The following is a 26953-nucleotide window of genomic DNA, read 5'->3' on the forward strand; positions in this document are numbered from 1 at the left end:
TGCCGGGGATGCGTGCATCGCCGCTGCTGCTGGTGGTGGCCGGGCTAGTGCTCGCTTTCCTGATGCTGCCGATGCTGGCGGTGCTGGTTCTCTCCTTCTCGCCGACCGAGGTGCTGAGCTTCCCGCCGCGCAGTCTTTCGCTGCGCTGGTATGCGGATTTCTTCGCCGATGACCGCTGGGTGCTGGCCACGCGGAACAGCCTGGTGGTCGGTGCGGCGACGATGTGCGTGGCGACCGTGCTCGGCACCGCGGCGGCGCTCGGCCTGCATCTCGGGCAGTTCCGCGGCCGCGCTGTGCTGCTCGGGCTGCTGACGCTGCCGATGGTCACGCCCTTCATCGTCACCGCGGCCTCGATGTTCTTTGCCTTCTCGCTGGTGGGGCTGTCAGGCACCTTGCCGGGCCTGGTGCTGGGCCACACGGTCGTGGCGGTGCCCTTCGTGCTGGTCTCGGTGCTGGCGAGTCTTGCCACCTTCGATCCGAACCTGCTGCGCGCGGCCGCCTCGCTCGGCGCGCCACCCTGGATGGCATTCAGCCGCGTGCTGCTGCCGCGCATCTGGCCGGGCGTGGCCGCGGGCGCGGTCTTCGCCTTCGCCACCTCGCTCGACGAGTTCGTCATCACGCTGTTCCTGGCGGGGCCGGGCCAGTTCACCCTGCCGCGCCAGATGTATGCGAACGTCCGCGAATACATGACGCCGACGATCCTCTCGGCGGCCAGCCTGCTGTTCCTCGCTTCGCTCGCGCTGCTGCTGGTGACGGAGGCGCTGCGGAGGCGCTGACCGGTCAGCGGATCAGCACGACCGCCTCGATCTCCACCGCGATGCCCCGCGGCAGGCTGCCCATGCCCACCGCCGAGCGTGCCGGGCGGCCGTGGTCGCCGAGCACCTCGACGAACAGGTCCGTGCAGCCGTTGATCACCTCCGGCTGGTCGCCGAACTCCGGCGTGGCGCGCACCATGCCGAGCACCTTCAGGATGGTGTCCACCCGGTCGAGCGTGCCGAGCGCCGTGCGCATGTTGGCCAGCAGGTTCAGCCCGCAAAGCCGCGCCGCCTCGTATCCCGCCTTCACGTCGAGATCGGCGCCGAGCACGCCGGTGATGGAGCTGCCATCCGCCCGCCGCGGTCCGACGCCGGAGAGGAACAGCAGCCCGGCGCCGATGCGCCAGGGCACATAGTTGGCGAGCGGTGCGGGCGGGCTCGGCAACGCGATACCAAGCTCGGCAAGGCGCTTCTCGGCGGACATCGCGGACCTCCATTGTCGCTGCCGCCAGTCTGCCCGAGGTGGTGGTGTCCCGTCAGCCCTCGACCCGCAGAATCCCGCTGCCTTCCAGCGTGAAGCGCCCGGCGCCGGGGCGGGCAGCGAAGACCTCGATGGGGTGGAACAGATAGAGCCAGGGCGGGTTGGCCTGCAGGCGCCGCAGCACCGCGCCATAGGCCGCCTCGCGCGCGTCATCCTCCACTGAGCGGTTGGCCGCTGCGATCAGGCGCTGCACTTCCTCGTCATGATAGCCCTGCCACCACACGGCCTCGTTGACGGAGGAGACCTTGTCGTCCAGCACGCGGAAGGTGGAGTGCGGCGAGCTGTCGAAGATGGCGACGTCACCGATCTGCTTGCGCCCGACCTCGCGCGCATATTCAGGGCGGTCGGGCTGTTCCTCGATGCGGCTGGGGAGGCCAATCCGCGCGAGTGCATCCGCCACTGCCTGGGTGATCAGCCGCGCCTTCTCTGGCAGTTCCAGCGGCGTGCGCAGATGGATCGGGCCAGCCGTGCCGGCCTCTTCGAACAGCCGCTTCGCGCGCTCCGGGTCATAGGCGATCGGCGACAGCGCGGCTTCCCGCGCGCCCAGGTGCAGCGGGCTGACCACGGTGGCGGAGAGCGCGCCGAGGCCGTGGAACAACCCGTCCAGGATCGCGTGGCGGTCCACCGCATGGTTGATCGCCAGCCGCACCGCCGGATGCGCGAAGGCGCCCGCGAAGCAGTTCAGGTAATGCATGACGGAGAGCGTGCTGACCGCGCGCCCCCATGCGAAGGCGTCCTCGAAGCGTGGCCCGTGCTCCAGCTTCTCAAGCTGCATCGCTGCATCGGCGTCGCCAGCGTTCAACGCCGCCATCCGCGCGGCGGCGTCGGGGATGGCGCGGAAGGTGATGCGTTCTGGCCCGGGCGTGTCGCCCACGCGGGAAAGCTCGGCGAAATCGTCCTGCGCGAAGCCCGTCACGCGATACGGCCCGGTGCCAAGCACTGGGGCGCCGGACGCATCCTCGCGGCAGATGAAGAATTCCGAGAAGATGTCGAGGATATCGGCGAAGGGCTCCGGATTCTCCACAAGCAATGTGGTGCGCGTCGGCGCCGAGAGCGTCGCCTGCGCCAGGTAGCGGCTGTACGACCACTTCATCCCGAACATGTCCACCGAGCCTAGGATGCCTTGGATCATCGCCAGGACGTCCTCGGCCAGGCAGGGCTTGCCGTCGTGGAATACGGCGCCCTCGCGCAGGTGGAACAGCCAGCGCCTGCCGCCCGCGCCCACCTCCCACCGCGCGAACAGGGCGGGCATTACGCGGCCGCCTTCGGTCCATCGTACCAGGGGTTCGAACACCAGCGTCTTGAGCGTGAGGACGCTGGTGTCGTCGGTGACGCGCCCGCTCGGCAGGAAGCGGCACTTCTCCGCCGCGATCGTCAGGCGCCGCATGGTCAGGCCGGTTCGATCCTCGACAGGATCGGCGCCCATTTCCGCTCCTCGGCCTGCATGAAGGCGAGGTGCTGCGCACCGCTTGAGGGGATCACGTCCACACCGAATTTCTGCGCGAACTCGGCGCGGTTCTGCGCATTGGCGAAGACCTTGTCGAAGCCTTCGCGGATCCGCGCGACGGCATCCGCTGGAATGCCCTTCGGCGCGAACAGCCCCATCCAGGAGATCACGCTGAAGCCGGGGACGCCGGCCTCGGCAACGGTCGGCAGCTCGGGAAGCGATGCGTTGCGCGTATCGCCGGTCACCGCCAGGCCGCGCCACTGGTTGGCGCGGATCGGCTGGACCGAGGTGACGAGGGTGTTGAACATCAGCTGCACATTGCCGTTGGTCAGGTCCGCGCGCGCCAGCGCGTCGCCGCGGTAGGACACATGCACCATCTGAGTGCCGGTCATGCTCATGAACAGCTCGCCCGAGAGGTGGATCGAGCCGCCGGCGCCGGCCGAGGCGAAGTTCACCTTGCCCGGATTGGCCTTCAGGTGGGCGATCAGCTCCGGCACCGTCCGCGCCGGCACCGAGGGATGCACCACCAGCACGTTCGGCGAGGAGAACATCAGCCCGAGCGTGTCGAAGTCGCGCTCCCAGCGGAACGGCGTGTCCCTGATCAGGTAGCGCGTGTTGATGATGTTCGGCCCGGTGGCGAGCAGCGTGTAGCCATCGGCCGCGCTGCGCGCCGCGGCATCCACGCCGATGTTGCCGCCCGCGCCGGCGCGGTTGTCCACCACGACGCGCTGCGGCATCTCGCGCGAAAGCGCGTCGGCGAAGGCGCGCGCCTGGTTGTCGGTGCCGCCGCCCGGCGGGAAGGGCACGATGATGCGGATCGGCTTGTCCGGGAAGCCGCCCTGCCCGAGCGCGGGCAGCGGCAGCAGTATCGTGGCGCCGGCCATCAGGCCACGGCGGGTAGTCTTGGATTGCATCTCTTCTCTCCCAGCTGTCGCCCATACTCTCATGCAGGGCGCGGCCGGGTGCAACAATCCGCTTGCGTCCCCAGTGTCTCAGTCTGGCCGCCGGCGCCGCGGCTTGCCGCGCCGGTCTAGGCCGAACCGAGACACGCCCCGTCAGGGGCGGGCGACGCGGTCGGCCATCTCGGCGTCACGATCGCCGATCGGGCGTTCCGGCCCGGTGGTGGTGTCCCGAGCGGTCTGATGCTCCATCTCGGCATTCAGTTCGGCGCCGAACAGCACCACGGCGGCGGAAATCCAGATCCAGGTCATGAAGCCGATCACCGCGCCGAGCGAGCCGTAGGTTTCGTTGTAGCTGCCGAAATTGGCCACGTACCAGGAGAAGCCGAGCGAAGCGAGCAGCCACATCACGGAGGCCACCACGCTGCCCCAGCTCACCCATTGCCACCGCGCCGTCTCCCGGCTCGGCCCGTAGCGGTAGAGCGCGGCCAGCACCAGCGCCACCGCCACCGCCAGCAGCGGCCAGCGCCCGACATGCAGCAGCCACTCGACCGTGGTGCCGAGGCCGAGATAGCCGAGCACCACCGGCAGCACGAGCACGGCGGCCATCGCCAGCACGGCGAAAAGCAGGAAGCCCAGCGTGAAGGCGAGGGTGACCAGGGTGCGCTTCACGAAGCCGCGCTTCTCCTCCTCCTCGTAGATGACGTTGAGCGAGTCGAAGACGGCCTTCGTGGCGGCGTTGGCGCTCCACAGCGACACCAGCAGGCCGAGCGCAACGCCGAAGCCAAGCGTGCCACCCGGCTGGCTCGCCACGCGCGTGACCTGTTCCTCGATGATCTGCATCCCGCCGCCCGGCACCACCCCGGACAGCGCCTGCACCTGCTGCTGCACCGTCTCGGGGTTGGCGACCAGGCCGTAGATCGAAACCAGCGCCGCGATGGCCGGGAACAGCGCCAACAGCGTGTAGAAGGTGATGCCCGCCGCCTCCGTCAGCAGCCGGTCGTTGCCCGCCTCCTTCATGGTGCGCTTCAGGATCTGCCACCAGCCGCGGCCGGGGATCTCCTGCGGCTGTGCGGCATCGTGGCCGAGTGCGGCGTGCCGCTGGCCAAGCCGCCGCCGCCGCCGCCCCACCGCGCGCAGCGGTGCCTTGGAGTGGGCTGAGCCCTGCTGCTGCCGCGCGGCGCCGACGGCCAGCCAGCCCGCCATCGCGGCGGCGAGGACCATCCAAGGCGTGGGGGGGCCAGGGTTCCGGGCCATGTCGTGTCTCCCGCAAGGCATGCGTCGCGGGGGGGCTCCCGCGCTGCGTCTGTCGCGGGGCGCAACGCGGCGGAGCGGCAATGGTGCCGCGACATGAAGCCCCGCGGCCCCCCGGGCGTTGCCACAGGATGCAAGACACCCTCGATGCGCTGGTGATCGGCGGCGGCCCGGCGGGCATGACCGCGGCGCTTTACCTCGCCCGCTTCCGCCGGCGCGTGGCGCTGGCCGATGCCGGCGAGCCGCGCGCCGCCTGGATCCCGGCCAGCCACAATATCCCCTTCTTCGCCGAGGGCATTCCCGGCCCGGAGATCCTGGCCCGCCAGCGGGAGCACCTGGCGCGCTACGGCGTGCCGGTCATCGCTGCCCGCATCGCGAGGCTGGAGCGCGACGCCGAGGGCTTCGTCGCCACGCCCGAGCAGCACGTGCCGATCCGCGCGCGGAACGTGGTGCTCGCGACCGGCGCGGTGGATGTGGAGCCCGCCTTGCCGGACCTGCCGGACGCGGTGCGGCGCGGCCTGGTGCGCTACTGTCCGATCTGCGACGGATTCGAGAGCCGCGACCGGCGCATCGCCGTGATCGGCCATGGCGCGCGCGGCGCTGGCGAGGCGCTGTTCATCGCGCGCAGCTATTCCGAGGACGTGACGCTGCTCACGCTCGGCCAGCCGATGGAACTCGATGGCGCTCTGCGTGCGCGGCTGGATCGCCACCGCGTGCGCATCGAGGAACGGCCGGTGATCGGCCTCGACGTCCAGGGCGGGCGCATCGCCGCGGTGCGCGTGGACGAGGCGGAACTGCGCTTCGAGATCCTCTATTCCGCCCTCGGCCTGCGCTACCGAACCAGCCTGGCCGAGGCGCTCGGCGCCGTGCAGGAGCCGAACGGCTCGCTGCGCGTGGATGCCGGCATGATGACCAGCGTGCCGGGCCTCTATGCCGCGGGCGACATCGTGGCGGGGCTCGACCAGATCGTGGTCGGCATGGGCCATGCGGCGATCGCGGCCACGCGCATCCACAATGCCTGCGCCGCGGACCGCGAGCAGGAGGGATAGAGCGGATCGCCGGAGGCGTGAAAGCCCGGAGGCGTGAATCCGCTCTACAAACCGCCGCAGCGCCGTTCAGCCGCGGATCACCGTCCGGATGGCGAAGCTTGACTGGATGCGCGCCACGCCCGGCATGCGCGACAGCGCCTCCTTGTGGATGCGCTCGTAATCGGCGGCATCGCGCGCCTCCACGCGCAGCAGGTAGTCGGACATGCCGGTCATCAGGTGGCACTCGCGCACCTCGGGGCACTTCCGCACCGCGTCCTCGAAGCGGCGGAGATGCTCGTCCGTCTGGCGTTCCAGTGTGATCTGGACGATCACGGTGACGCTGTCGCGTGCCGGCGGTTCCTCCACCACCACGGTGTAGCCGCGGATGGTCCCCTGGCGCTCCAGCAGCCGCAGCCGGCGAAGGCAGGCGGAGGGCGAGAGGCCCACCGCCTCGGCCAGCGCGGCGTTGGGCATGCGGCCGTCGCGGCGGAGTTCGCGGATGATCGCGCGGTCGAGCTCATCCATGCGGCAGATCCTGCGGAAAGACGCAATATTCTGCGACAACCTGGGTCATTCCGCCATCCCATGCGCCGGATCCGCCGGAAATTCGCCGATCGCTGCGGCTATGCTGCCGGCGTTCCGTTGGTGGGAGCGTTGCGATGCGGGTCCTGGTTCTCGGTTCCGGCGTGGTCGGCGTGGCGAGCGCCTGGTACTTGGCGCGCGCCGGCCACGAGGTGACGGTGCTGGACCGCCAGCCCGCGCCGGGGATGGAGACCAGCTTCGCCAATGCCGGCCAGGTCTCCCCCGGCTATTCGGCGCCCTGGGCCGGCCCCGGCATCCCGGTGAAGGCGCTGAAATGGCTGATGATGCGCCACCGCCCGCTGGTGCTGTGGCCGCAGCTCGATGGCGGGCTGTACCGCTGGCTCGGCCAGATGCTGGCGAACTGCACCGAGGCCGCCTACGGCGTGAACAAGGCGCGCATGGTGCGGCTGGCCGAGTTCTCCCGCGATTGCCTGAAGGAACTGCGCGCCGAGACCGGCATCGCCTATGACGAGCGCACCAGGGGCACGCTGCAGCTGTTCCGCACCCAGAAGCAGCTCGACGCGGTCGGGGCCGATGTCGAGGTGCTGAAGGCGTTCGGCGTGCGGCACAGCCTGCTCGACGCCGCCGGTTGCGTCGGTGCGGAGCCGGCGCTTGGCCTGGTGCCCGGGAAGTTCGTCGGCGGGCTGCAGCTGCCGGGCGACGAGACGGGCGACGCCTTCCTGTTCACCCAGCGGCTTGCCGCGCTGGCGGCGAATGCCGGCGTCACCTTCCGCCACGGCGTCACGATCAATGCGCTGACCACCGAGGCCGGCGCCGTCACCGGCGTCGAGACCAGCGCCGGACGCTTCACAGCGGATCGCTATGTGGTGGCGATGGGCAGCTACACGCCGGCGCTGCTGAAGCCATTGGCCGTGCATGTGCCGGTCTATCCCGTGAAGGGCTATTCCCTGACGCTGCCGGTCACCGAGGAAGCCGCCGCACCGGTCTCCACGGTGATGGACGAAACCTACAAGGTGGCGATCACCCGGCTCGGCGACCGGATCCGGGTGGGCGGCACCGCCGAGCTGGCGGGTTTCTCGCTGCGGCTGCGCAAGCCGCGGCGCGAGACCTTGGCGCATTCCGTCGCCGACCTCTTCCCGCGCGGCGGCGACCTGGCGCAGGCGAGCTTCTGGACCGGCCTGCGCCCGATGACGCCGGACGGCACGCCGGTGGTCGGCCCGACGCGCTATGCCAACCTGTTCCTGAACACCGGCCACGGCACGCTGGGCTGGACCATGGCCTGCGGTTCGGGGCGGCTGCTGGCGGATCTCGTCACCGGCCGCAAGCCGGAGATCGCGCATGACGACCTGGCGCTGGCGCGCTACGCCGCGGCGTAGCTCTCAGCCATTGGCGAGGTATGGCTCCATCAGTCGCGCGCGAGGTATCGCGCGACGAACTCCAGCCGGTCCTGGCCCCAGAAGATCTCGTCCTCGATGACATAGCTCGGCGCGCCGAACACGCCGCTTTCGAGCGCGGCCTCGCTGTCGGCACGTCGCTGCTTCGCCCATTCGTCGCGGTCGGCCTCGGCAATCAGCGCGGCGGGATCGAGCCCGACCTCGGCGATCAGCCGTGCCAGCACCTCGCGCTCGCCGGGATTGTCGTCCTCCTCCCACAGCGCCTTCAGGATGCGGTGCGCGAGTGCCACGGCCTGCGCGTCGCCGGTCAGCTCGCGCGTCGCGATCACGCATTGCGCCGCCAGAGTCTCGTCGAACGGAAAATGCGTGGGCGAGAGCTCGATCGGGATGTCGAGATGGCTGCGCCAGCGTCGCAGCTCTGCCATCCGGTAGGCCTGGCGCTGCGGGCTGCGCTTCGGCACCGGCACGCCGCCGGAGGCGGGGAAGATCACCGCGCCGAACTCCACCGGGAACACCCGCAGCCGCGCGCCGTGCTGCCGCGCGATCGCCTCGATGCGGGCGGCGCCGAGATGCGTCCAGGGGCTGTTCAGCGAGATGTAGTAGTCGATGTCGGGCGCGGCCATGGTCGTGCTCCTCGTCAGGTGTCGAGCGTCGCCGGGTCGAACAATTCCTCCACCGCCAGGCGTCGCCGCGCCAGGTGCTGCGCCTGCGACCAGCGGCAGAGGGCTCCGAGCTCCGCCCGGTTGGCGGCGATGCCGTGCACCCACGGATCGGGGCCGAGCAGCGCCAGCATCGCAGCCCGCTCCTCGGCGAGGAAGGGGAAGAGCGTCGCCGGCGAGCTCGCGGCGAGCGTCGTGTCCCATTCCCGCTCCGCCAGGCGTTGCGCAGCGGCGAAGGCTTCGAACAGGGCGCGGCCGATGCCCGGCGCGCGCGCCAGCACGTCCCGCCGCACGCCCATCAGGTGCATGATCGGGAAGAAGCCGGTGCGGCGGTGGAAAGCCTCGGCCGCGGCCCGCGGATCGGGGAACAGGCGAACCACGCGCGGATCGCCGGCGGCGAAGGCGGCGGGCGGCGTCGGCGAGAGGATGGCGTCGATCTCGCCGTCCAGCAGCGCCGCGTTCAGCGTCGCATCCGGCGGCAGCGGCCGCACATCCATCGTCGGCGGCAGTTCGAGCGGCAGGCGTTCCTTGCGGCCGGCGGCGTTGGTGCCCGCCGTGCGCCAGGCGATGCCGTTGACATCCACGCCGTGCTCGTCGGCCAGGATGCCGCGCAGCCAGAGGCCCATCGTCATGCCGTATTCCGGGATGCCGACGCGGCGGCCTTCCAGCTGCTTCGGCGCTGTGATCCCGGCGTCGCGCCGCAGGTAGATGCAGCCATGGCGGAAGGCGCGCGCGACGAAGACCGGCAGCGCGACATACTCGCCCTCGCCGCGCGACACCTGGACCATCTGCGAGGAGAGCGAGAGCTCCGTCACGTCGAACTCCGCGCGCGTGACCGCGCGCGGGAAGGTCTGCTCGCTGGCCAGCTTCACCGGCGCGATGCGCGCGCCGGCGACCGCGACGCGCCCATCGAGGATCGGGCGCGTGCGGTCGTAGTCGCCGCAGGCCAGCGTCAGGGTCGGCATCAGCCCTGGCGGATGCCGGCGCGCTCGATCAGCACCTTGAAGCGATCCAGCTCGGTCGAGATCAGCTCGCGGAAGCCCTCCGGCGTGCGCGGGGCGGCCACCGCGCCTTCCATCGCCAGGCGCTGTTGCATCTCGGCGTCTCCGAGCAGGCCGTTGATGATGCCGTTCAGCCGCTGCACCACGGCGGCCGGCGTTCCTGCCGGTGCGACGATGCCATGCCACTGCACCATGTCGTAGCCGGGCACCGCACGCGCGCTGACCGGCGCAACGCCGGGCACCAGCGGCGAGGGCTCGCGCGAGCTGACGGCGAGGGCGAGCAGGCGGTTCTCCCGCGCCGCCGGCAGCACCACGGGCGCGCCGGCGAAGCTGCACTTCACGCGGCCGGCCAGCAGGTCCGTCAGCATCGGGCCGTTGCCGCGATAGGGCACATGGACCAGCTCGATGCCGGCCGCATCGGCGAAAGCCGCCATGGTGATGTGCGAGGCCGACCCGTTGCCCGCGCTGCCATACTCGATGGTGCCCGGGTTCGCCTTGGCGAGGGCGACGAAATCTTCCGCGCTGCGCACCCCGACCGAGGGATGCACCACCAGCACGCCGGGCAGCGTGGCGCAGAGCGCGACGGGCGTGAAGTCGCGCAGCACGTCGTAGGGGATGTTGGGATAGATCCAGGGATTGACCGCCAGCGTGCCGACATGCCCCCACATCAGCGTGTGGCCATCGGCCGGGCTGCGCGCCACGAAGGCCGCCCCGACCGTGCCGCCCGCGCCGCCCCGATTGTCCACCACCACCGAGTGCCCGCCGAGCGCCTGCTGCAGCTTCGCGGCCATGGGGCGCGCCAGCAGGTCGTTCGACCCGCCCGGCGGGAAGGGCACCACGATGGAGATCGTGCGCGCCGGCCAGCCTTGCGCAAGGGCAGGCAGCGGCAAGGCAGCGGCCAGCAGGCCAAGGCCGCGTCGGGTGATCATGCGTCGTCGCTCCAGGAGATCGGGGCGGAGAGGCTGGCCCGGCGCGGCCGTTCCGGCAAGCTACCGGCCGAGCCCCGCGGCTGCGAGCAACGGCCTGAACGCAGCACGGTCGCGCTCCAGCCAGCCACGAAGGGCCGTTCCGTCGGACGGCGCCGGGATCAGCGCCACCTGCTCCAGCCGCGCACGCACGGTGGCATCGGCCAGGATGGTGCGGATCGCCGCGCCGATCGGTGCGACCAGCGCCTCGGGCGTGTCGGGCGGTGCGAAGAAACCGGTCCAGGCATTCGCCTCGAAGCCTGCGAGCCCCGCCTCGGTGAAGGTCGGCACATCCGGCAGGCCCGGCGACCGCCGCGTGCCCGTCACCGCCAGCAGCCGCGCCCGGCCGCCCTGGTGCACGCCGGCGAAATCCGCCGCCGCCGCGATGCCCACCGCGAGATTGCCCGCCAGCAGGTCCTGCGCGATCGGCGCACCGCCGCGATAGGGCACGACGGTCAGTTCCAGCCCGATGACGCGGCCATAAAGGATGCCGGTCAGGTGCGGCAGGCTGCCGGTGGCGGGCACGCCGTAATTCGCCCGCGTGGGATTGGCGCGCAGCCAGGCCGTGAGCTCGGCGAGCGTCGTCGCGCCCGTCATCGGCCCGCTGGCCAGCCCGGCGGCGAATTCCGCCGCCCCCGCGACCGGGACGAAGCGCAGCGGATCATAGCCGGCCTGCGGATCGCTGAGCGGCGTCAGCGCCGCCACCGAGGTATTGGCCAGCAGCAGCCGCGTGCCATCGGGTGCGGCCGCCTCCACCCCGCGCGCGGCGATGCGCCCGCCGGCGCCGCTGACATTCTCCACCACCACGCTGCGCCCGAGCATCGGCCCGAGCCGTTCGGCCACCACCCGCGCCAGGATGTCGGAGGACCCGCCCGCCGGGAAGGGCGCGACGATGGTGAGCGCCCGCGCGGATTGTGCCGCGGCGCGCAGCCCCAGCCCGAGTCCCGGCAGCGCCAGCGCCCCGCCGAGCAGCCCGCGGCGCCCCATCCTAGACATGCTTGCCGACATCCCACCCCTCCCGTGCCAGGTTCTTCTCGCCGGCCGCGATGCCGATCGGCTCGAGCGTGGTGCCCATGGAATCGTTCCAGCGGTTCAGGAAGCCGAACATCGCGACGACGCCGAGGATCTCGACGATCTCGTCCTCGGTCCAATGCGCGCGCAGCGCCGCGGCGATCGCCGGCGTCACGGCGTTGGGCACGGAGGCCGCGGCGATCGCGAAGTCGAAGGCGGCGCGCTCCGCAACGGTGAAGTGCAGGCTGGTGCCGTAGGACCAGATATCGGCAAGCCGTTCCGGCGTGGCGCCGAAGCGCTCGGCGGCGAGGATGGTATGCGCCTCGCAGTAGTGGCAGCCGGCGGTGTGGGAGGCCAGGTAGCCGATCAGCCGCTTCTGCTCGGCGGTGACGCGGCCATGGTTCGCCATCACCGCCTTGTTCAGCTCGGTGAAGGCGCGCGCAATGGCGGGCCGGCGCTGCATGGTCAGCACCGAGTTCGGCACGGTACCGAGCGGGCCGCGGAAGAACTGGATCAGGTCCACGAGATCCGGGTTGTGATCCTCCGGCAGCGGTTCGATCAGCGGCATGCGTTTCCTCCCGGCGCGGAGGGTCGCGCCCCGCGTTGCACCCATTCTTTCCGGCAGTCGGCCGGCCGGCAAGGCGACATCTACTCGGCGTCCGGCTGCACTTCCGGCGCGGATTTGCGGAAGGCGGGCAGGGCCATGCAGGCCGCTTCCACAGCCAGGATCCGCGGATAGGCTGCGAGGTCCAGCCCGAAGCGCCGCGCATTGCCGAGTTGCGGCACCAGGCAGAGATCGGCCAGCCCCGGCACATCGCCATGGCAGAAGCGGCCGCTCTCCTTCTCCCCAAGGCGTGCCTCGAACGCCTCCAGGCCGAGCGCGATCCAGTGCCGTGCCCAGGCGTCGATCGCCGGCTGTTCCTGGCCGAGTTCGCGCTTCAGGTATTGCAGCACGCGCAGGTTCTGGATCGGATGCACCTCGCAGGCGATGATCTGCCCGAGCGCCCGCACCCGCGCCCGGTCCCAGGGATCCGCCGGCAGCAGCTTCGCACCTGGCTGCGTCTCTTCCAGCCATTCGACGATCGCCAGCGACTGCGCCAGCGCGCCCTGGCCCTCGACCTCCAGCGCCGGCACCAGGCCCTGGCGGTTCAGCGCGAGGAAGTCGGGCGCCGATTGCTCGCCGCGGCGCAGGTGGCGGGAAGTCTGGGCGTAGGGGATGCCCTTGAGCTCCAGCGCGATCCTCACCCGCCAGGCGGCGGAGGACCGGAAATAGCCGTGCAGTGTCAGCGCCGCGTCCATGATCCCTCTCCTCCTGGGCTCGCCGCGGCATGACGGCGGAGGGTGGGTGCACCTGTCAATCGCGCGGCGGGCCGCGGCGCCGCGGCAGCGAAACCACAAAGGACGATCGGCAACAGAACGACACAACGGACGGCGCTAGAGTGCCTCCGGTATCGGGCAGGTCCAGCCATGACATTCAAGCGCGCCGTGTTCTGGTCCCACCTGATCGTGGGCGTGGAGACCGGCCTCGTTATCCTGCTGCTCTCGGCGACCGGCGTGCTGCTGACCTATGAGCGGCAGATCGTCGCCTTCGCCGAGAACCAGGCGGTCTCGGCGCCGGCCGGCCGGGCGCCGCTGGAGCCCGATGCGGTGCTTGCCGCCGCCCTCGCGCACGGCGCCGCGCCCGGGCACGGCGTGGTCTTCGCGCGCGATCCGGCGGCGCCGATCCGGGTGCTCTCCGGCCGGCGCGTGGCCTTCCTGCTCGATCCCTATTCCGGCGAGGTGCTACAGGGACCGGCCGAGCGGACCAAGGCGTTCTTCGCGACCGTGACCGCGCTGCACCGCTGGCTGGCGATGTCCGGCGAGGCGCGCGCCACCGGGCGTGGCATCACCGGCGCGGCCAATCTCGCCTTCCTCTTCATCCTGGCCTCGGGCGCCTATCTCTGGTGGCCGCGGGTCTGGCGATGGGTGGCGATCCGGCCGAAGCTGCTGTTCCGCACGAGCCTGCCGGCTGGCAAGGCGCGCGACTACAACTGGCACCACGTCTTCGCCGCCTGGGCCTTCCTGCCGCTGCTGGCGATCGTCGTCTCCGGTGTGGTGATCTCCTATTCCTGGGCCGGCGCGCTGTTGCAGCGCGTCTCCGGCGAGGCGCCGCCGGCGGCGCGTGGCGCAACGGTCGCCGCCCCGCTTGTGCCGGGTGAGTCGGTGACGGCGGCGCGCCTGCTTGCCGTCGCCGGCGCCCAGATCCCGGAATACCGCACCCTGTCGCTGCGCATCCCCGCGCCCGACGCCGCCACGGCCGAGCTGCGCGTGGACACCGGCAACGGTGCGCAGTTCGATCGCCAGACGGCGCTCACCCTCTCGCGCGCCGATGGCAGCGTCCTTCTCCGCCGCGGCAGCGCGGAGGCCCCGCCGGCGCAGCGCGCGCGCGCCTTCCTGCGCTTCCTGCACACCGGCGAGGTCTATGGCGGGACCGGGCAGACGCTGGCGGGCCTCGCCTCGATGGCCGCGATCTTCCTCGTCTATACCGGCCTGGCGCTGGCCTGGCGCAGGCTGGTGCGGCCGCTGCTGCTGGTGCCGCGCCGCTCCTGAGATCACGCCGCCAGCGCGTTGCGCAGGAAGCCTGCCGTGCGGCGGTAATGGTCCTGCAGCAGCGCAACGGCGCGCGTCGCATCGCGGGCCAGCGCCGCCTCGGCGATCGCCTCATGCTCGGCAGCGATGTCGCGGCCGGGATAGGCCACCGCATTGGCCAGCGCGCGATAACGCTCCGCGCGCTCGCGCAGCGCCTCCGCCATGTCGCGCAGGGTCGAGGAGGGGCAGGCCGCGAGCAGCGCCTGGTGGAAGGCGCCATGCGCGGCCTCCCAGGCCGGGTTGGGCGCGAAGCGCTCGGCGCTGCCTGAGCGCGGGATGCGGGCGAACCGCCAGCGTGCCACCACCAGCGCCTCCTCCCACGCCGCGTCGCCGGCCGCGATGCTCTCGCGCAGCACCACTTCCTCGAGCCAGCAGCGGGCGCGCACGAGTTCGTCGAAATCCTCGACCGTGGCGGGGGCGGCGCGGAAGCCGCGGCCCTCGATTCGCTGCACCAGCCCCTCGGCGGCGAGCGAGGACAGCGCCTCCCGCACGGGGCTGGCGCTGGCGCCGTAGGTGGCGCTGAGCGCCTGGACCTTCAGCTTGGTCCCCGGCGCGATGCGGCCGAGCAGCAGGTCGCTGCGCAGCTGTCGATGCACCTGGAGCGTGAGGCCGTCGTCGGTACTCGCTTGCATGAAGCACATTCTATCGATAAAAACCCATTTAGGCCAGTTCTGCCGAGAGGAAACCAAGTCATGCGCCTCCTGCGTTTCGAGGATGGAGACCGCGCAGCCACCGGGGTGCGCATCGGCGATGCGGTGGTGCCGGTCTCGGCGCTGTCCGGCTTCCCGGAGGATCCCGCCGCCATCCTGGCTGGGGGCGCGGAGCTGCGGGGGCGCCTCGCCGCCGCGGCTGCGGAGTCGTCCGCGCGCCGGCCGATGGCGGGGCTGAAGCTGCTCATGCCGATCTCGCGGCCTGGCAAGGTGGTCTGCATCGGGCTGAACTACGCGCTGCACGCCAAGGAAGGCGGCAATCCCATTCCCGACTATCCGGCGGTGTTTCTGCGGGTGCAGAGCTCGCTGGTCGGGCCGGAGGCGCCGATGCTGCGGCCCGGCTGCTCGACGAAGCTCGACTACGAAGCCGAGCTCGCGGTCGTCATCGGCAGGACCGCGCGCTGCGTCAAGGAGGCGGATGCGCTCGACCATGTCGGCGCCTACAGCCTGTTCAACGACGGCTCGCTGCGCGACTACCAGCGCAAATCCACGCAATGGACGATGGGCAAGAACTTCGACGCCACCGGCGCCTTCGGGCCGGAGCTCGTCACGCCCGACGAACTGCCCGCCGGCGCAGCGCCGCTGCGCATCACCACGCGCGTGGACGGCCAGACCGTGCAGGACAGCACGACCGGCGACATGATCTTCCCCGTCGCGCGCTGCATCGCGATCCTGTCGGAGGTGATGACGCTGGAGCCGGGCGATGTGATCGCCACCGGCACGCCGTCCGGCGTCGGCTATGCGCGCAAGCCGCCGCTGTTCCTGGCGCCCGGCATGCTGGTGGAGGTCGAGGTCGAAGGGATCGGCGTGCTGCGCAACACCGTCGCGGACGATCCCGCCTTCGCAGCCTGACCGCGCCCGGCTTGCGCCAAGTGGGAGGGAACAACCGATGACACGCATCGCCTTCGGCCGCCGTGCGGCGCTCGCCGCCGCCGCGACCCTGGTCGGCCCGCGTCTCGCCCATGCCGCGTGGCCGGAACGGCCGGTGCGCTTCGTCGTCGGCTTCCCGCCCGGGAGCGCCACCGACATCGCTGCACGTGCGCTGGCCGAGGCGGTGGCGCCGGCGCTCGGCCAGCCGGTGGTGGTGGAGAATCGCGGCGGCGCCAGCGGCAACATCGCGGCCAACGCTGTGCGCGGCGCGAATGACGGCCACACGCTGCTGGTCCATGGCGCGGCCTTCGCGGTGAACCCGACCCTGTTCCGCTCGGCCGGCTACACCGTCGAGGATTTCCGCGCCATTGCGATCATCGCCACCACGCCCGCCGCCTTCATCGTGCGCGCGGACAGCCCGGCACGGAACCTGGGGGACCTGCTGGCGATGGCGCGCGCCAGGCCGCTGGACTACGCCTCCTCCGGCGCCGGGACGGTGCCGCGGCTGGGGGCGGAGCTGCTGTTCCGTCGGCTCGCGCAGGTGGAGGTGCAGCACGTCGCCTTTCCGCCGGCGCAGGCGGTCGGTGCGGTCGCGGCGGGGCACGTGCCGATGGCCGTGGTGGCGCTGCCCACCGCGATGGGGCTGATCCGCGGCGGGCAGGTGCGGGCGGTCGCCGTCGGCAGTGCGCGGCGCGATCCCTCGCTGCCCGATGTGCCGACCGTCGCCGAGCAGGGATTCCCGGATTTCGACGTCGGCGCCTGGAACGGCCTCTTCGCGCCGCATGGCTTCGACGGGGCAGGCATGGCGAAGCTGGAAGCGGCCTGCGCGCAGATGCTCGCCACGCCGGCGCTGCGCGCGCGCCTCGCCACGGCCGGGCTGACGACGACGGGCCTCAACGGCGCGGCAGCGCAGACTTTCGTGCAGCGCGAGGCGCGGATCTGGGGCGAGGTGGTGCGCTTCGTCGGCGTGACGGTGGACTGAGCGCATCCATGGGCCGCCCGCGGAACATCCTCTTCATCATGGCGGACCAGCTCCGCTGGGACTACCTGTCCTGCTACGGCCATCCGCATCTGGAAACGCCGCATATCGACGCGCTGGCGCGGCGTGGGGTGCGCTTCGACCGCGCCTTCGTGCAGTCGCCGGTCTGCGGCCCCTCGCGCATGTCCTTCTACACCGGGCGCACCGTGCACAGCCACGGCGCAAGCTGGAACTTCGTGCCGCTGCCGATCGGCGAATACACGCTCGGCGACTACCTGCGCCCGACCGGCATGCGCGTCGCCGTCGCCGGCAAGACCCACATCATACCGGACGGCGAGGGCATGGCGCGGCTCGGCCTGGCGCGGGAGAGCGAACTCGGCGTGACCATCGCCGAAGGCGGGTTCGAGCCCTTCGAGCGCGACGATGGCGAGCACCCGGACAAGCGTACCGGCCCCTCGCTGCGCTACAACCAGTTCCTGCGCGCGCAGGGCTATGACGGCGAGAATCCCTGGCACAGCTGGGCCAACTCGGCCGAGGGGTCACAGGGAGAAATCCTCTCCGGCTGGTCGCTGCGCAATTGCCACCTGCCCGCCCGCGTGAAGGAGGAACATAGCGAGACGGCGTGGATGACCGACCGCGCCATCGACTTCATCCGCGAAAGCGGCGAGCGCCCCTGGCTGCTGCACCTCTCCTACATCAAGCCGCACTGGCCCTATATCGCGCCCGCGCCCTATCACGCGATGTATGGCCCACAGCACTTCCTGCCCGCGGTGAAGCACGCGGCCGAGCGCGGGGACCCGCACCCCGTCTATGGCGCCTTCCTGGCGATGGACGCTGCGCAGGCGTTCGGCCGCGACGAGGTCCGCGCCAATGTCCTGCCCGGCTACATGGGCCTGGTGAAGCAGATCGACGACCATGTCGGGCGAGTCATCGCCGCGCTCGACGCGCAGGGCCGGCTCGACGATACGATCATCGTCTTCACCTCCGATCACGGTGACTATCTCGGCGACCACTGGATGGGCGAGAAGGAGCTGTTCCACGAATGCAGCCTGCGCATCCCGCTGATCATCGTGGATCCCTCCGCCGAAGCAGACGCCACACGCGGCACGGTGGACGCGCGCATGGTGGAGGCGATCGACCTGGTGCCGACGTTCCTCGACGCAATGGGCGTGAAGCTGCCGACGCATCGCCTCGAAGGCCGCTCGCTGCTGCCGCTGCTGCATGGCGCGAACCCCGCCTGGCGCGATGCGGTGTTCAGCGAGCTCGACTTCGCCTTCTATCGCGCGCGCAGGATCCTGGGCCTCGGCGCGCAGGAGGCGAAGTGCTGGATGATCCGCACCGCGCGCTGGAAATACGTAGCCTTCAAGGCCTTCGACCGCGCGCAGCTCTTCGACCTGGAAAGCGATCCGGATGAGCTGGTGGACCTCGGCCGCGATCCTGCGCACGCCGCGGTTCGTGCGGATCTGCACGCGAAGCTCTTCGCGCGCCTCGCCGACCGGCGCAACCGCATCACGGTCAGCGACGAGGATGTCGAGGCAAGAACCGATGGCGCCCGCGCGAACGGCGTGATCATCGGCGAATGGTAGGGAGAGAGAGGATGACCAAGCTCACGCGCCGCACGGCACTCACCGCGGCGGTCGGCGTGCTCGCCGCCCCGCACGCCGCGCGCGCCGCCTGGCCGGAGCGTCCGGTGCGCATCCTGGTCGCCTTCCCGCCGGGCAGCTCGACCGACGTGCTGGCGCGCTCGCTCGGCAACGCACTCACGCCGGTGCTCGGCCAGCCCGTGGTGGTGGAGAACCGCCCGGGTGCCGGCGGCAACATCGCCACGGTGCAGGTCAAGCGCAGCGCGGCGGACGGCCAGGTCTTCCTGGCCCATTCGGTTGCCTTCACCGTGAACCCGAGCCTCTACAGCAGTGCCGGCTATGATGCGTCGGCGGATTTCGAGCCCGTCGCGCTGCTGGCCAGCACGCCGAACATCCTCACCGTGAATCCCGGGAAGCTCGATGTCCGAACGCTGGCGGAGCTGATCGCGGCGGCGCGCACGCGGCCGCTCGACTACGGCTCCTCCGGCAACGGCACGACGACGCATCTCGGCATGGAACTGCTGTTCCGCACGCTGGCGAAGGTGGAGGTGCAGCACGTGCCCTTCGGCCCGGCGCAGGCCGTCACCGCCGTGGTCGGCGGCCAGGTTCCGATCGGCAGCACCTCCCTGCCGCCGGCGCTGCCGCTGGTGCGCGAGGGCAGGATCCGCGGGATCGCAGTCACCAGCCTGCAGCGCGACCCCTCGCTGCCCGATGTGCCGACCGTGGCGGAGCAGGGCTATCCCGGCTTCGAGGCGCTGACCTGGTTCGGCCTGATGGCGCCCGCCGGCACGCCGGCCGAGGTGACCGAGCGGATGAACGTGGAGGTCAACCGGGCGCTGCGCTCGCCCGAGGTCAGCCAGCGTCTGGACCGCATGGGCTTCGCGCCCGACACCCGCAGCCGCGCCGACTTCGCCTCCTACATGCGCGCGGAGGTGGAGAAATGGGCCGGCGTGGTCCGCGCCTCCGGCGCCCGCGCGGATTGAGGCGGCAGGCCGGCCGAAAGGAGCATCATGCGCAACGTCTCACCCGATACCATTACCCAGGCTTTCGCCGACTACGCGGCAAAGGCCGAAGATGCCCGTACGAAGGAAGTGCTTTGCAGCCTGGCGAAGCACCTGCACGCCTTCGTCAAGGAGACGCAGCTCACCCATGCCGAGTGGATGGCCGGGCTGATGGCGCTGACCCGCGCCGGCGAGATCACCACGCCGGAGCGCAACGAGTTCATCCTGTTCAGCGACCTGTTCGGCGTCTCCGCGCTGGTGGACATGGTGAACACGCCGAAGGGCGCCACGAACTGCTCCAACCTCGGACCCTTCCATCAGCGGGGTGCGCCGGAGCTGGCGGATGGCGGCGACCTGTGGAAGGACCAGCCCGGCGAGCCGATGGTTGTCACCGGCCGCGTGCTCGATGCCGAGACCGGCGAGGGCATCGCGGGTGCGACGCTCGACCTCTGGCAGAACGCCGACAATGGCCTCTATGCGGTGCAGGATGCGGCGCAGCCAGCCAAGAACTATCATGCGCTGCTGCGCTGCGCGCCGGACGGCACCTTCGCCTTCAGCACGACGCGTCCGAAGTCCTACAACGTTCCCTATGACGGCCCGGCCGGGGACATGCTGCGCGCGCTCGGCCGCGATGCCTGGCGGCCTGCCCATCTGCACGTGATTGCCGAGGCAGCGGGCTACAGGCCGCTGGTGACGGAACTCTTCCCGGAGGGCGACCCCTACCTCGACAGCGATGCGGTGTTCGGCGTGCGCGAGGATCTGGTCGTGCCGCTCGGCACCCTGGCGAACGGCGAAACGCCCACGCATCTGGCCGCCCGCGACAGGCTGCCGGAGCGCGTGCTGCATGCGCCGCTGCTCATCCGGATGGCGCGTGCCTAAAAGGATGCTCGTTCGAAGCTCTGGCGCGGCCGTCGTGGTCTCGGCGTGCCCTTGATCCCCGTTCCGCCGCTGCCCGGGATCAGATCACCTGCCCGCGCAGGAAGCCGAGGGCGGGCAGGGGGCTCCATTTCTTCGGCAGATCGGCCCGCCGGATGGGCGCCACGCTGTAATGCGGTACCGGCTGGCGGGATCGCCGCAGCCAGTCCGCGTAGTCGCTGACCTGCTGGGTGCGCCAGGCGCTGTCCGCCAGCGCATCCACCCGCGAGCGATAGACGTTCGCGACACGGCTCTTGCGGCCCGCGGTCGCGATCACGGCCCAGAGCGTGTCGTCGTCCCCGGCGCGGAGGCTGACGAGGCTTGTCACCCCGCCTGAATCGCAAACCGGACGGGGGGCGGTCAAGCTTGGCGTGCGCTGCCGGGCGTGGGATCAAGCGGCTGGCACTGCCGGCCGGGAGCCCCTCAGGATGATCGACCTCTACACCTGGAACACGCCCAATGGGCGCAAGATCAGCGTCGCGCTGGAGGAGATGGGCCTGCCCTACCGGGTCACGCCGGTGGACATCGGCAAGCGCCAGCAGTTCGAGCCCGCCTTTCTTCGGATTTCCCCCAACAATCGGATTCCGGCGATCGTCGATCCGGACGGGCCGGAGGGGCAGCCGATCAGCGTCTTCGAATCGGGTGCCATCCTTCTCTATCTGGCCGAGAAGACCGGCCGCTTTATGCCACGGGAGATGCGCGGGCGGGTGGCGGTGTGGGAGTGGCTGATGTGGCAAATGGGCGGCTTCGGCCCCATGCCCGGCCAGGTCCATCACTTCCTGATGCAGTCCGAGGGCCCAGCCCGCGACTACGGCTTCGCCCGCTACCACGGTGAGACCAAGCGCCTGTATGACGTGCTGGACCGGCGCCTGGCCGGCCGCGACTTCGTGGCGACCGAGGGCGAGCCGAGCATCGCGGATTTTGCGATCATCGGCTGGGCCTGGCGGCACGAACGGCATCAGGTATCGTTCGACGAGTTCCCGCAGGTCGGCGCCTGGTATGGGCGGATGATGTCCCGCCCGGCCGTGCGCCGCGGCTTCGAGGTGGCGCTTTCCTGAGGTCGGCGCGGCCAGGTGGTGAGGGTTGCTTGGGTGTGGCGGGGCGGGTAGAAGCGCCGTCGCATACGTCGTGCGACTTCAGCACCTAGCCTTGAACACCCGTGCGGAGGGGTGGCCGAGCGGCTGAAGGCGACGGTTTGCTAAACCGTTATAGGGTGTTAAGCCCTATCGTGGGTTCGAATCCCATCCCCTCCGCCACCCTGGTGCCGTATGCGCTTGGTTTTACACAGATTTCGTGTGTCGCGCGGGCGGTGTCCCCACAATCTTCCCCACACTTTCGGCCGGGTAGGCATTGCAGTGACGGCGGATAGCCGGGCACCACTTCGAGGTGGACGCGCCGGGTTGGTGTGGCGAAGCGTCCAAGGTTTCCAGCGTGCGGGAGGGGCTTGGACAGCTCGGACGGGGCGACCACCCGCCGCCGCCTGCCCGCGCTGTTGCGCCAGCGCAGCGGGACGGCGCAACCGGCCGCGCCGCCGCGCAGCGCGTTCAACCGCGACGGTGAAGCGGCTGCTGTTGTCCAAGCCGAGCTTCTTCGCCTCTGCCGCGACGGGCGGGGAGGGTCCGAGCGCGGTTGAGGCGGCTGTCATAGTCGGAGCCCCAGGCTGCGCGTAAGTCATGCTCGGCGGCATCTTAGGTTTGCGGCTGGTAGTCCGGCCGCGCGGGCTCATCGGCGATGCCCCACAACTCCGATGTTTCGGCGCCCGATGCGCCCGACGCCGGCTCGGCGTAGATGGCTGCGGTAGGCGGGGCGTTCGGCTCGGCCGCCCTCGTCGCGGGCTGCGCCGTGGTGCCAGGCGAACCCTGTGCGGCCGTTGCGGCTTGCGTGCCGCCCGGTCCCTGCCACGTTCCCTTGCCGGGTGGCGCGGCCAGTGCGGGCGAGGTGGCGGACGATGCAGCCGCCGGCTCCGGTGCGGTGCCACGCGTCGCCGCGCGGACCGACGCGATCTTCACCGCTGAGTGCGCCATCAACGGCCTGCCGATCAGCGCCTCGCCCCGCGGCAGTTGCGGGTTGCGCCTCTCGTGGCCGAGCTCGAGATCTGCACGCACAAGCGGAGGACCCAGGCGGTCAAGCCGCAACGGCCTCGCCAAAATAGGCACGCTCCAGCCGCTGGTGCAGGCCGGGCTCGTCCGCCCTGGCCTCCAGCACCACGCGCCCCTGCGCCATGGCATAGACCCGGTCCGAAACGGCCAGCGCCTTGTCGATCAACTGCTCCACGAGCAACACGGCAGTGCCGGCCGCTCGCAACTCTGAAACGACGCCGAGCACGCGGTCCACCAACACTGGCGAGAGGCCCGCCGATGGCTCGTCGAGCAGAAGCAGCCGCGGGCGCCGCACCAGGCCCTGTGCCACGGCCAGCATCTGCTGCTGTCCGCCGCTCAGCGCGCCGCCGCGGTCGTGCCGCTTGGCGGCGATCTCGGGGAACACGGCCAGCGCCTCCTCGATGCGGGCCGAGCGGTCCCGCCGCGGCAGGTCGTAGGCGGCCAGCAGCAGGTTGTCGGTGACGCTGAGCTGCGTGAAGATGCGGTGCCCTTCCACCACGTGCACCAGTCCGGCGCGCGCCGACCCGCGCGGACCGGCGCCTTGCATGTCACGGCCGCCGAAGCGGACGCTGCCGCCGTTCCAGGGCAGCAGGCCGGTGACGGCGCGCAGCAGCGTCGTCTTGCCGGCGCCGTTCGGCCCTAGCAGCGACACCACCTCGCCCGCCCCGACCCGCAGGTCCACGCCGTGCAGCACCGCAATCTTGCCGTAGCCAGCCTCGAGCCCGCTGACCTCGAGCAGCGCTTCAGGAGCCGAGATAGGCACTGACCACCTCCGGATGGGCGCGGATCTCCGCCGGCGTGCCGGCGGCCAGTTCCCGGCCGAGATTGAGCACCGTCACCTGGTCGCAGATCTCGAAGATGAGGTCGGCATGGTGCTCCACCAGCAGCACGCCGGTGCCCTGGCGGCTGATCGCGCGGATCAGCCCGCCGAGGCTGCGGATCTCCTCGGCCGAGAGCCCGGCGGCGGGCTCGTCGAGCAGCAGGAAGCGCGGCCGCAGCATCAGGGCCCGCGCAATCTCGAGGAAGCGCAGCTCGCTGTGCTGCAGCCGGTCGGCACGCACATCGGCGAGTGCGCCGAGGCCCACGCACCGCAGCGCGAGCAGCGCATCGTGGCGCAGCATCGCCTCGTCCTGCCGGTGGCGCGGCAGGGCCAGCAGTGATTCCACAAAGCTGCCGCGACCGCGGATGGCGCCGCCCACCATGACGTTCTGCAGCACCGAGGCCTCGCCGATCAGCTTCGGTGTCTGGAAGGTGCGGGCGATACCCGATGCGGCGCGCGTCTGCGGCGCAGCGGCGGGCAGGGGTTCGCCATCCACCGTGACGCTGCCGGTCTCCGGCCGATAGAAGCCGCAGATGACGTTGAGGGTGGTGGTCTTCCCCGACCCGTTCGGGCCGATGAGGCCGTGCACCGCACCCGGCTCGATCGTCAGGTCGAGACCATCCACGGCGCGCACGCCACCGAAGCTCAGCACGATGTCCTTGAGCGTGATCGCCTCCGACGCCTTCCGGCCGCCGAGGATCTCGGGCAGCAGTTCAGGGCGCGGGACGATGGTGCGGTCGGCCTCGATGCGCCGTCGGCTGCGGAAGTCCAGCAGCGCGGCGATGCCGCCCGGCACCAGCAGCACGATCGCCAGCAGCAGGGCCGCGTAGAGGAAGGTGGACCAGGCGACCAGCGGTGCGGCGAATTCCGGCAGCCAGGTGAGCACGATCGTGGCGATGAACGGGCCGAGGATGGAGCCGCGGCCGCCGATCAGGATCGCGATGAAGAACAGCACCGAGAGGTCGAAGGTGAAGGCCTCGGGGCTGATGTAGGATTGCAGCGTGGCGAACAGCCCGCCGGCGATCCCTGCCATGGCGCCGGCGAACAGGAACACGGCGCCGAGCAGCCGCGGCTTGGAGATGCCGGACGATTCCGCCGCCACCTCCGCATCGCGGATCGCGACCAGCGAGCGGCCGAAGCGGCTGTGCGCGGCATTCGCGCTGATCCAGGTGCAGAAGGCCGCCAGGCCCAGGCAGAACAGGTAGAAGCCGAAGATGGTGTCGAAGGGGGCGGGCAGCACCGGGCCGACGATGCCGATGCCGCCGCCAGTGACGCCCTGCCAAGCCAGCGCCACCTGCGTGACGATGGTGGCGAAGCCCAGCGTGGTCATGGCGAAGTAGAAGGTGCGCAGCCGCAGCGCCGGCAGGCCGACGATGAAGCCGAAGACGCCGCCGACCAGGGCCGCCACGCCGAGCGCGGGGAAGACCGGTACGGGCGGCATCACGTTGCCGGCCACCAGCACGCTCGTGGTGTAGGCGCCGAGGGTGAGCATCGCCACCCAGCCGATCGCCAGCTGTCCGGCGAAGCCGACGACGAGGTTCAGCGCCGAGACCAGCACCCAGTAGATCGCCGCGCGCGTCGCGATCAGCGTCCAGTAGTCGTTGCTGACCATGGGCAGGATCAGCGCCGCGGCGAAGATGCCGAGGAAGGGCAGCGCCTGCCACAATGCGCCCGATGCCTGGCGAGGGGCGCCGCGCCCCGCGGCCACGCTCGATGACGCGCTCATACGCGGCGCTGCGCGGGGGCGCCGAACAGCCCCTGCGGTGCCATGAGGAGCACGACGATGAACACGCTGAAAACGGCGACCGAGGCGAAGACACCGCCGAAGGTGAAGTTCGCCGATTGCTGGAAGACGCCGAGCGCCAGCCCGCCGATGATGGCGCCGCGGTTGTTGCCGAGCCCGCCCAGCGCCACCGGCACGAAGCCGTAGAAGTTCAGCATCGCGCCATTCGCGAAGAAGGCCAGGAAGAGCTGGCCGGACGCGAAGCCGGCGAGGCCGCCGATCACCCCGGCCAGCGCATAGCTCGCCATCCGCAGGTTGCGCTCCGGCAGCCCGAGGGCCCGGGCGGCGAAATTGTCCTCGGCGATGGCGAGGAAGGCGCGTCCGATCAGGGTGCGCCGGTAGAGGAACTCCAGCCCCAGCACCGTCGCCGCGCAGGCCAGGATCGGCAGCCAGAACTTCTCGTCGCCGGCTCCGCCGCCCTGGAACCCGAAGAGGTTCGGGAAGGGCTGCGGCTCCGTGCTCCATTCGATGGCGACGAACTGCTGGATCATCAACGCCAGCGCCAGGGTCGAGAGCACGTAGAGGTGCTGGTCCAGGCTTTTCAGCACCGGGCGCACCGCGATGATCTCCGTCAGCACGCCCACCAGCGCGCAGGCCGCAAGCGTGAGCAGAAAGCCGAGCAGGGCCGGCAGCCCGAGCACACCGATGAAGGCGGCGCCGAGCACGCCGCCGAGCATGCCCAGCTGCCCGGCGGTGAAGCTCATGACCCGCGACGCCGAGAACATGACGTTGTAGGTCACGCCGATCATCGCATAGACGGCGCCGACCGCGAGGCCGGACAGGATGATGGCAGGCAGCATGGCCGTGCGCCGTTCCCTTCGGTTCAGGTGTAGCCTGGGGCCAGCTTGTAAGCGCCCTGGCGCAGCGAATTCGCCTCCGACATCACCAGGTCGCTCTCCGGCAGCCCGTTGTGGTTCTGCGGCGACCAGGTGTAGCTGGCGTAGAGGCCCGGATAGGCCCGTACGCCGTTCCAGTAGGCGATGATGCCCGCGGGATCGGTGCCGCCGGATTCCTGCACGGCCTTGGCGATGATGTTGATCGCGTCCACGCCGGCGGCGACCCACCAGAGCGTGGTGTCCTCCAGGTTGATCTTGCCGCGCACGCTGTCCACGAAAGCCTGCACATGCTGGGGCAGCTTGCCGTCCTCGCCGTAGCTGCAGTTCCTGAAGCCCAGGATGTAGGTCTTCTGCCAATTCTCCGGCTTGGCGATGAGCTGGCCCACCTCGCCGGAGCCCATGGCGGGATGACCGATCAGCGGCACGTCCCAGCCCATGTTGGCGCGGGTGTTCATGATGCGCGAGATCAGGCCGGGCGAGACGGTCCAGATCGCGATGGATTCGGCGCCCGCATTGCGCATCCGCAGCATGTCGGGCGTCAGGTCCGGCTGGGTCGCATCGATGGTGCCGCGGTAGACGACCTCGGCATTGCGCCGCTGGAAGCTGGCCGAGGAACTGTTGACGGTGGTGGTGCCATAGCCGGTGGTGTCGCCGATCACCGCGAAGCGCTTCAGCTTCAGGATGTCCACGCCGTATTTGCTGACGGCGTCGTCGATCTGGCTGTTCGACGGCGCCATGCGGAAGGCGTTCGGATAGCGCGCCGGGTCGATCAGCGTGTCCACGAAGCAGGGATGCACGTTGGGCATGCGCGCGCGCGCGATGATCGGCGTGACGGCGAGCGACTCGCCGGAATTGGTCGGTCCCCAGATGGCATGCACGCGGGCGCGGCTGATCATCTCCTGCGCCGCGTTCACCGCCTTGGTGGGATCGCCCTGGGTGTCGCGCACGACGAGTTCGAGACGGCGGCCGCGCACGCCGCCGGCGGCATTGAGCGCGTCCACCGCATGGTGCACGCCGCGGTCGAAGCCGATAGCGGGCGCGGAGCTCGGCCCGGTCAGCGCGGCGAGCCAGCCGATGCGGATGGGCTCGCCCTGCGCCAGCGCGGGGCGGGCGAGACCGGAGCCGGCTGCGGCGGCAAGGCCGACGCCACCGAGTGCGAGACCGCGGCGCGTGATGGTCATGGTGCTTCCTCCTTGTCTTCTTCGTTCTCGGGCCACGCCTGTGCGGGGCCG

Annotated in this window: 28 protein-coding genes and 1 tRNA gene; 11 read left to right on the top strand and 18 right to left on the bottom strand. The window is 70.8% G+C overall.

The window, feature by feature from the left end:
* Positions 1 to 8 precede the first annotated feature (8 nt).
* On the top strand, positions 9 to 776 hold the full coding sequence (locus ACESM1_RS10195) for an ABC transporter permease (RefSeq protein WP_372619744.1): 768 nt from the start codon (positions 9 to 11) through the stop codon (positions 774 to 776).
* 4 nt (positions 777 to 780) lie between these two features.
* On the opposite strand, the gene ACESM1_RS10200 is transcribed toward ACESM1_RS10195, so the two are convergent.
* From ACESM1_RS10200 to ACESM1_RS10215, 4 genes are all read right to left on the bottom strand, one after another.
* Positions 781 to 1239, bottom strand: a complete 459-nt coding sequence (locus ACESM1_RS10200; protein ID WP_372619746.1) for a RidA family protein — start codon at positions 1237 to 1239, stop codon at positions 781 to 783.
* Positions 1240 to 1291: 52 nt separating this feature from the next.
* Complete coding sequence (locus ACESM1_RS10205) at positions 1292 to 2722, bottom strand: ABC transporter substrate-binding protein (RefSeq protein WP_372619748.1); 1431 nt, start codon at positions 2720 to 2722, stop codon at positions 1292 to 1294.
* Positions 2686 to 3657 carry a Bug family tripartite tricarboxylate transporter substrate binding protein gene (locus ACESM1_RS10210; protein WP_372619750.1) on the bottom strand — a complete coding sequence of 324 codons (972 nt, stop codon included), beginning with the start codon at positions 3655 to 3657 and terminating at the stop codon, positions 2686 to 2688. The genes ACESM1_RS10205 and ACESM1_RS10210 overlap by 37 nt, the downstream gene beginning before the upstream one ends.
* 141 nt (positions 3658 to 3798) lie before the next feature.
* Complete coding sequence (locus tag ACESM1_RS10215; protein ID WP_372619752.1) at positions 3799 to 4899, bottom strand: YihY/virulence factor BrkB family protein; 1101 nt, start codon at positions 4897 to 4899, stop codon at positions 3799 to 3801.
* A 128-nt stretch (positions 4900 to 5027) separates the two neighbouring features.
* Here ACESM1_RS10215 and ACESM1_RS10220 point away from each other — a divergent pair, with 128 nt between their 5' ends.
* Positions 5028 to 5945, top strand: coding sequence for an NAD(P)/FAD-dependent oxidoreductase (locus ACESM1_RS10220; RefSeq protein ID WP_372619754.1), 918 nt, complete (start codon positions 5028 to 5030; stop codon positions 5943 to 5945).
* 66 nt (positions 5946 to 6011) lie between these two features.
* Here ACESM1_RS10220 and ACESM1_RS10225 read toward each other — a convergent pair whose 3' ends face one another.
* On the bottom strand, positions 6012 to 6449 hold the full coding sequence (locus tag ACESM1_RS10225) for an Lrp/AsnC family transcriptional regulator (protein ID WP_372619756.1): 438 nt from the start codon (positions 6447 to 6449) through the stop codon (positions 6012 to 6014).
* A 134-nt stretch (positions 6450 to 6583) separates the two neighbouring features.
* On the opposite strand from ACESM1_RS10225, the gene ACESM1_RS10230 reads away from it, so the two are divergent.
* Positions 6584 to 7843: a D-amino acid dehydrogenase gene (locus ACESM1_RS10230; RefSeq protein WP_372619758.1), complete on the top strand. Its 1260-nt coding sequence runs from the start codon at positions 6584 to 6586 to the stop codon at positions 7841 to 7843.
* Positions 7844 to 7872: 29 nt separating this feature from the next.
* On the opposite strand, the gene ACESM1_RS10235 is transcribed toward ACESM1_RS10230, so the two are convergent.
* From ACESM1_RS10235 to maiA, 6 genes are all read right to left on the bottom strand, one after another.
* Positions 7873 to 8484 carry a 2-hydroxychromene-2-carboxylate isomerase gene (locus tag ACESM1_RS10235; RefSeq protein ID WP_372619760.1) on the bottom strand — a complete coding sequence of 204 codons (612 nt, stop codon included), beginning with the start codon at positions 8482 to 8484 and terminating at the stop codon, positions 7873 to 7875.
* A gap of 14 nt (positions 8485 to 8498) precedes the next feature.
* A complete protein-coding gene (locus ACESM1_RS10240; protein ID WP_372619762.1) occupies positions 8499 to 9485 on the bottom strand; it encodes an ABC transporter substrate-binding protein in 987 nt (328 codons plus the stop codon).
* Positions 9485 to 10450, bottom strand: coding sequence for a Bug family tripartite tricarboxylate transporter substrate binding protein (locus ACESM1_RS10245; protein WP_372619764.1), 966 nt, complete (start codon positions 10448 to 10450; stop codon positions 9485 to 9487). The genes ACESM1_RS10240 and ACESM1_RS10245 overlap by 1 nt, the downstream gene beginning before the upstream one ends.
* A gap of 60 nt (positions 10451 to 10510) precedes the next feature.
* Positions 10511 to 11482 carry a tripartite tricarboxylate transporter substrate-binding protein gene (locus tag ACESM1_RS10250; RefSeq protein ID WP_372619765.1) on the bottom strand — a complete coding sequence of 324 codons (972 nt, stop codon included), beginning with the start codon at positions 11480 to 11482 and terminating at the stop codon, positions 10511 to 10513.
* Positions 11475 to 12065, bottom strand: coding sequence for a carboxymuconolactone decarboxylase family protein (locus ACESM1_RS10255; RefSeq protein ID WP_372619767.1), 591 nt, complete (start codon positions 12063 to 12065; stop codon positions 11475 to 11477). The genes ACESM1_RS10250 and ACESM1_RS10255 overlap by 8 nt, the downstream gene beginning before the upstream one ends.
* An 80-nt stretch (positions 12066 to 12145) precedes the next feature.
* Positions 12146 to 12796, bottom strand: a complete 651-nt coding sequence (maiA, locus tag ACESM1_RS10260) for a maleylacetoacetate isomerase (protein ID WP_372619769.1) — start codon at positions 12794 to 12796, stop codon at positions 12146 to 12148.
* A gap of 168 nt (positions 12797 to 12964) precedes the next feature.
* Between maiA and ACESM1_RS10265 the strand changes: the two genes are divergently transcribed.
* Positions 12965 to 14086 (top strand): PepSY-associated TM helix domain-containing protein, encoded by a 1122-nt coding sequence (locus ACESM1_RS10265; RefSeq protein WP_372619770.1) that lies wholly within the window; start codon positions 12965 to 12967, stop codon positions 14084 to 14086.
* Between the two features lie 2 nt (positions 14087 to 14088).
* Here ACESM1_RS10265 and ACESM1_RS10270 read toward each other — a convergent pair whose 3' ends face one another.
* Positions 14089 to 14757, bottom strand: coding sequence for a GntR family transcriptional regulator (locus ACESM1_RS10270; protein WP_372619772.1), 669 nt, complete (start codon positions 14755 to 14757; stop codon positions 14089 to 14091).
* Positions 14758 to 14817: 60 nt separating this feature from the next.
* On the opposite strand from ACESM1_RS10270, the gene ACESM1_RS10275 reads away from it, so the two are divergent.
* Genes ACESM1_RS10275 through ACESM1_RS10295 form a run of 5 tightly spaced genes read left to right on the top strand, consistent with a single transcriptional unit; the run spans position 14818 to position 20147 of the window.
* On the top strand, positions 14818 to 15687 hold the full coding sequence (locus ACESM1_RS10275) for a fumarylacetoacetate hydrolase family protein (protein WP_372619774.1): 870 nt from the start codon (positions 14818 to 14820) through the stop codon (positions 15685 to 15687).
* A 37-nt stretch (positions 15688 to 15724) separates the two neighbouring features.
* Positions 15725 to 16687: a tripartite tricarboxylate transporter substrate binding protein gene (locus tag ACESM1_RS10280; RefSeq protein WP_372619775.1), complete on the top strand. Its 963-nt coding sequence runs from the start codon at positions 15725 to 15727 to the stop codon at positions 16685 to 16687.
* An 8-nt stretch (positions 16688 to 16695) separates the two neighbouring features.
* A complete protein-coding gene (locus ACESM1_RS10285) occupies positions 16696 to 18270 on the top strand; it encodes an alkaline phosphatase family protein (RefSeq protein ID WP_372619776.1) in 1575 nt (524 codons plus the stop codon).
* A gap of 11 nt (positions 18271 to 18281) precedes the next feature.
* Complete coding sequence (locus ACESM1_RS10290; RefSeq protein WP_372619778.1) at positions 18282 to 19250, top strand: tripartite tricarboxylate transporter substrate binding protein; 969 nt, start codon at positions 18282 to 18284, stop codon at positions 19248 to 19250.
* A gap of 27 nt (positions 19251 to 19277) precedes the next feature.
* Positions 19278 to 20147 (top strand): dioxygenase, encoded by an 870-nt coding sequence (locus ACESM1_RS10295; RefSeq protein ID WP_372619780.1) that lies wholly within the window; start codon positions 19278 to 19280, stop codon positions 20145 to 20147.
* 79 nt (positions 20148 to 20226) lie between these two features.
* Here the strand turns inward: ACESM1_RS10295 and ACESM1_RS10300 are convergent, their stop codons facing one another.
* The gene (locus ACESM1_RS10300; protein ID WP_372619782.1) at positions 20227 to 20511 is read right to left on the bottom strand and encodes a hypothetical protein; all 285 of its coding nucleotides are present in this window, start codon (positions 20509 to 20511) and stop codon (positions 20227 to 20229) included.
* 100 nt (positions 20512 to 20611) lie between these two features.
* Here ACESM1_RS10300 and ACESM1_RS10305 point away from each other — a divergent pair, with 100 nt between their 5' ends.
* Positions 20612 to 21241 carry a glutathione S-transferase family protein gene (locus tag ACESM1_RS10305; RefSeq protein ID WP_372619783.1) on the top strand — a complete coding sequence of 210 codons (630 nt, stop codon included), beginning with the start codon at positions 20612 to 20614 and terminating at the stop codon, positions 21239 to 21241.
* A gap of 105 nt (positions 21242 to 21346) precedes the next feature.
* A tRNA-Ser gene (locus ACESM1_RS10310) sits at positions 21347 to 21439 on the top strand.
* Positions 21440 to 21871: 432 nt separating this feature from the next.
* Here the strand turns inward: ACESM1_RS10310 and ACESM1_RS10315 are convergent.
* From ACESM1_RS10315 to ACESM1_RS10335, 5 genes are read right to left on the bottom strand one after another with little or no spacing between them, the layout of a single operon-like run.
* Positions 21872 to 22318, bottom strand: a complete 447-nt coding sequence (locus tag ACESM1_RS10315) for a hypothetical protein (protein WP_372619785.1) — start codon at positions 22316 to 22318, stop codon at positions 21872 to 21874.
* Positions 22308 to 23045, bottom strand: a complete 738-nt coding sequence (locus ACESM1_RS10320) for an ABC transporter ATP-binding protein (protein ID WP_372619786.1) — start codon at positions 23043 to 23045, stop codon at positions 22308 to 22310. Before ACESM1_RS10320 ends, ACESM1_RS10315 begins: the two co-directional genes overlap by 11 nt.
* Complete coding sequence (locus ACESM1_RS10325) at positions 23026 to 24828, bottom strand: ABC transporter permease subunit (RefSeq protein ID WP_372619787.1); 1803 nt, start codon at positions 24826 to 24828, stop codon at positions 23026 to 23028. The genes ACESM1_RS10320 and ACESM1_RS10325 overlap by 20 nt, the downstream gene beginning before the upstream one ends.
* Positions 24825 to 25685: a branched-chain amino acid ABC transporter permease gene (locus ACESM1_RS10330; RefSeq protein ID WP_372619788.1), complete on the bottom strand. Its 861-nt coding sequence runs from the start codon at positions 25683 to 25685 to the stop codon at positions 24825 to 24827. Before ACESM1_RS10330 ends, ACESM1_RS10325 begins: the two co-directional genes overlap by 4 nt.
* 23 nt (positions 25686 to 25708) lie before the next feature.
* Positions 25709 to 26902: an ABC transporter substrate-binding protein gene (locus tag ACESM1_RS10335; protein ID WP_372619790.1), complete on the bottom strand. Its 1194-nt coding sequence runs from the start codon at positions 26900 to 26902 to the stop codon at positions 25709 to 25711.
* Positions 26903 to 26953: the final 51 nt, after the last annotated feature.

This window comes from Falsiroseomonas sp. (assembly GCF_041690465.1).
Taxonomy (GTDB): domain Bacteria; phylum Pseudomonadota; class Alphaproteobacteria; order Acetobacterales; family Acetobacteraceae; genus Falsiroseomonas.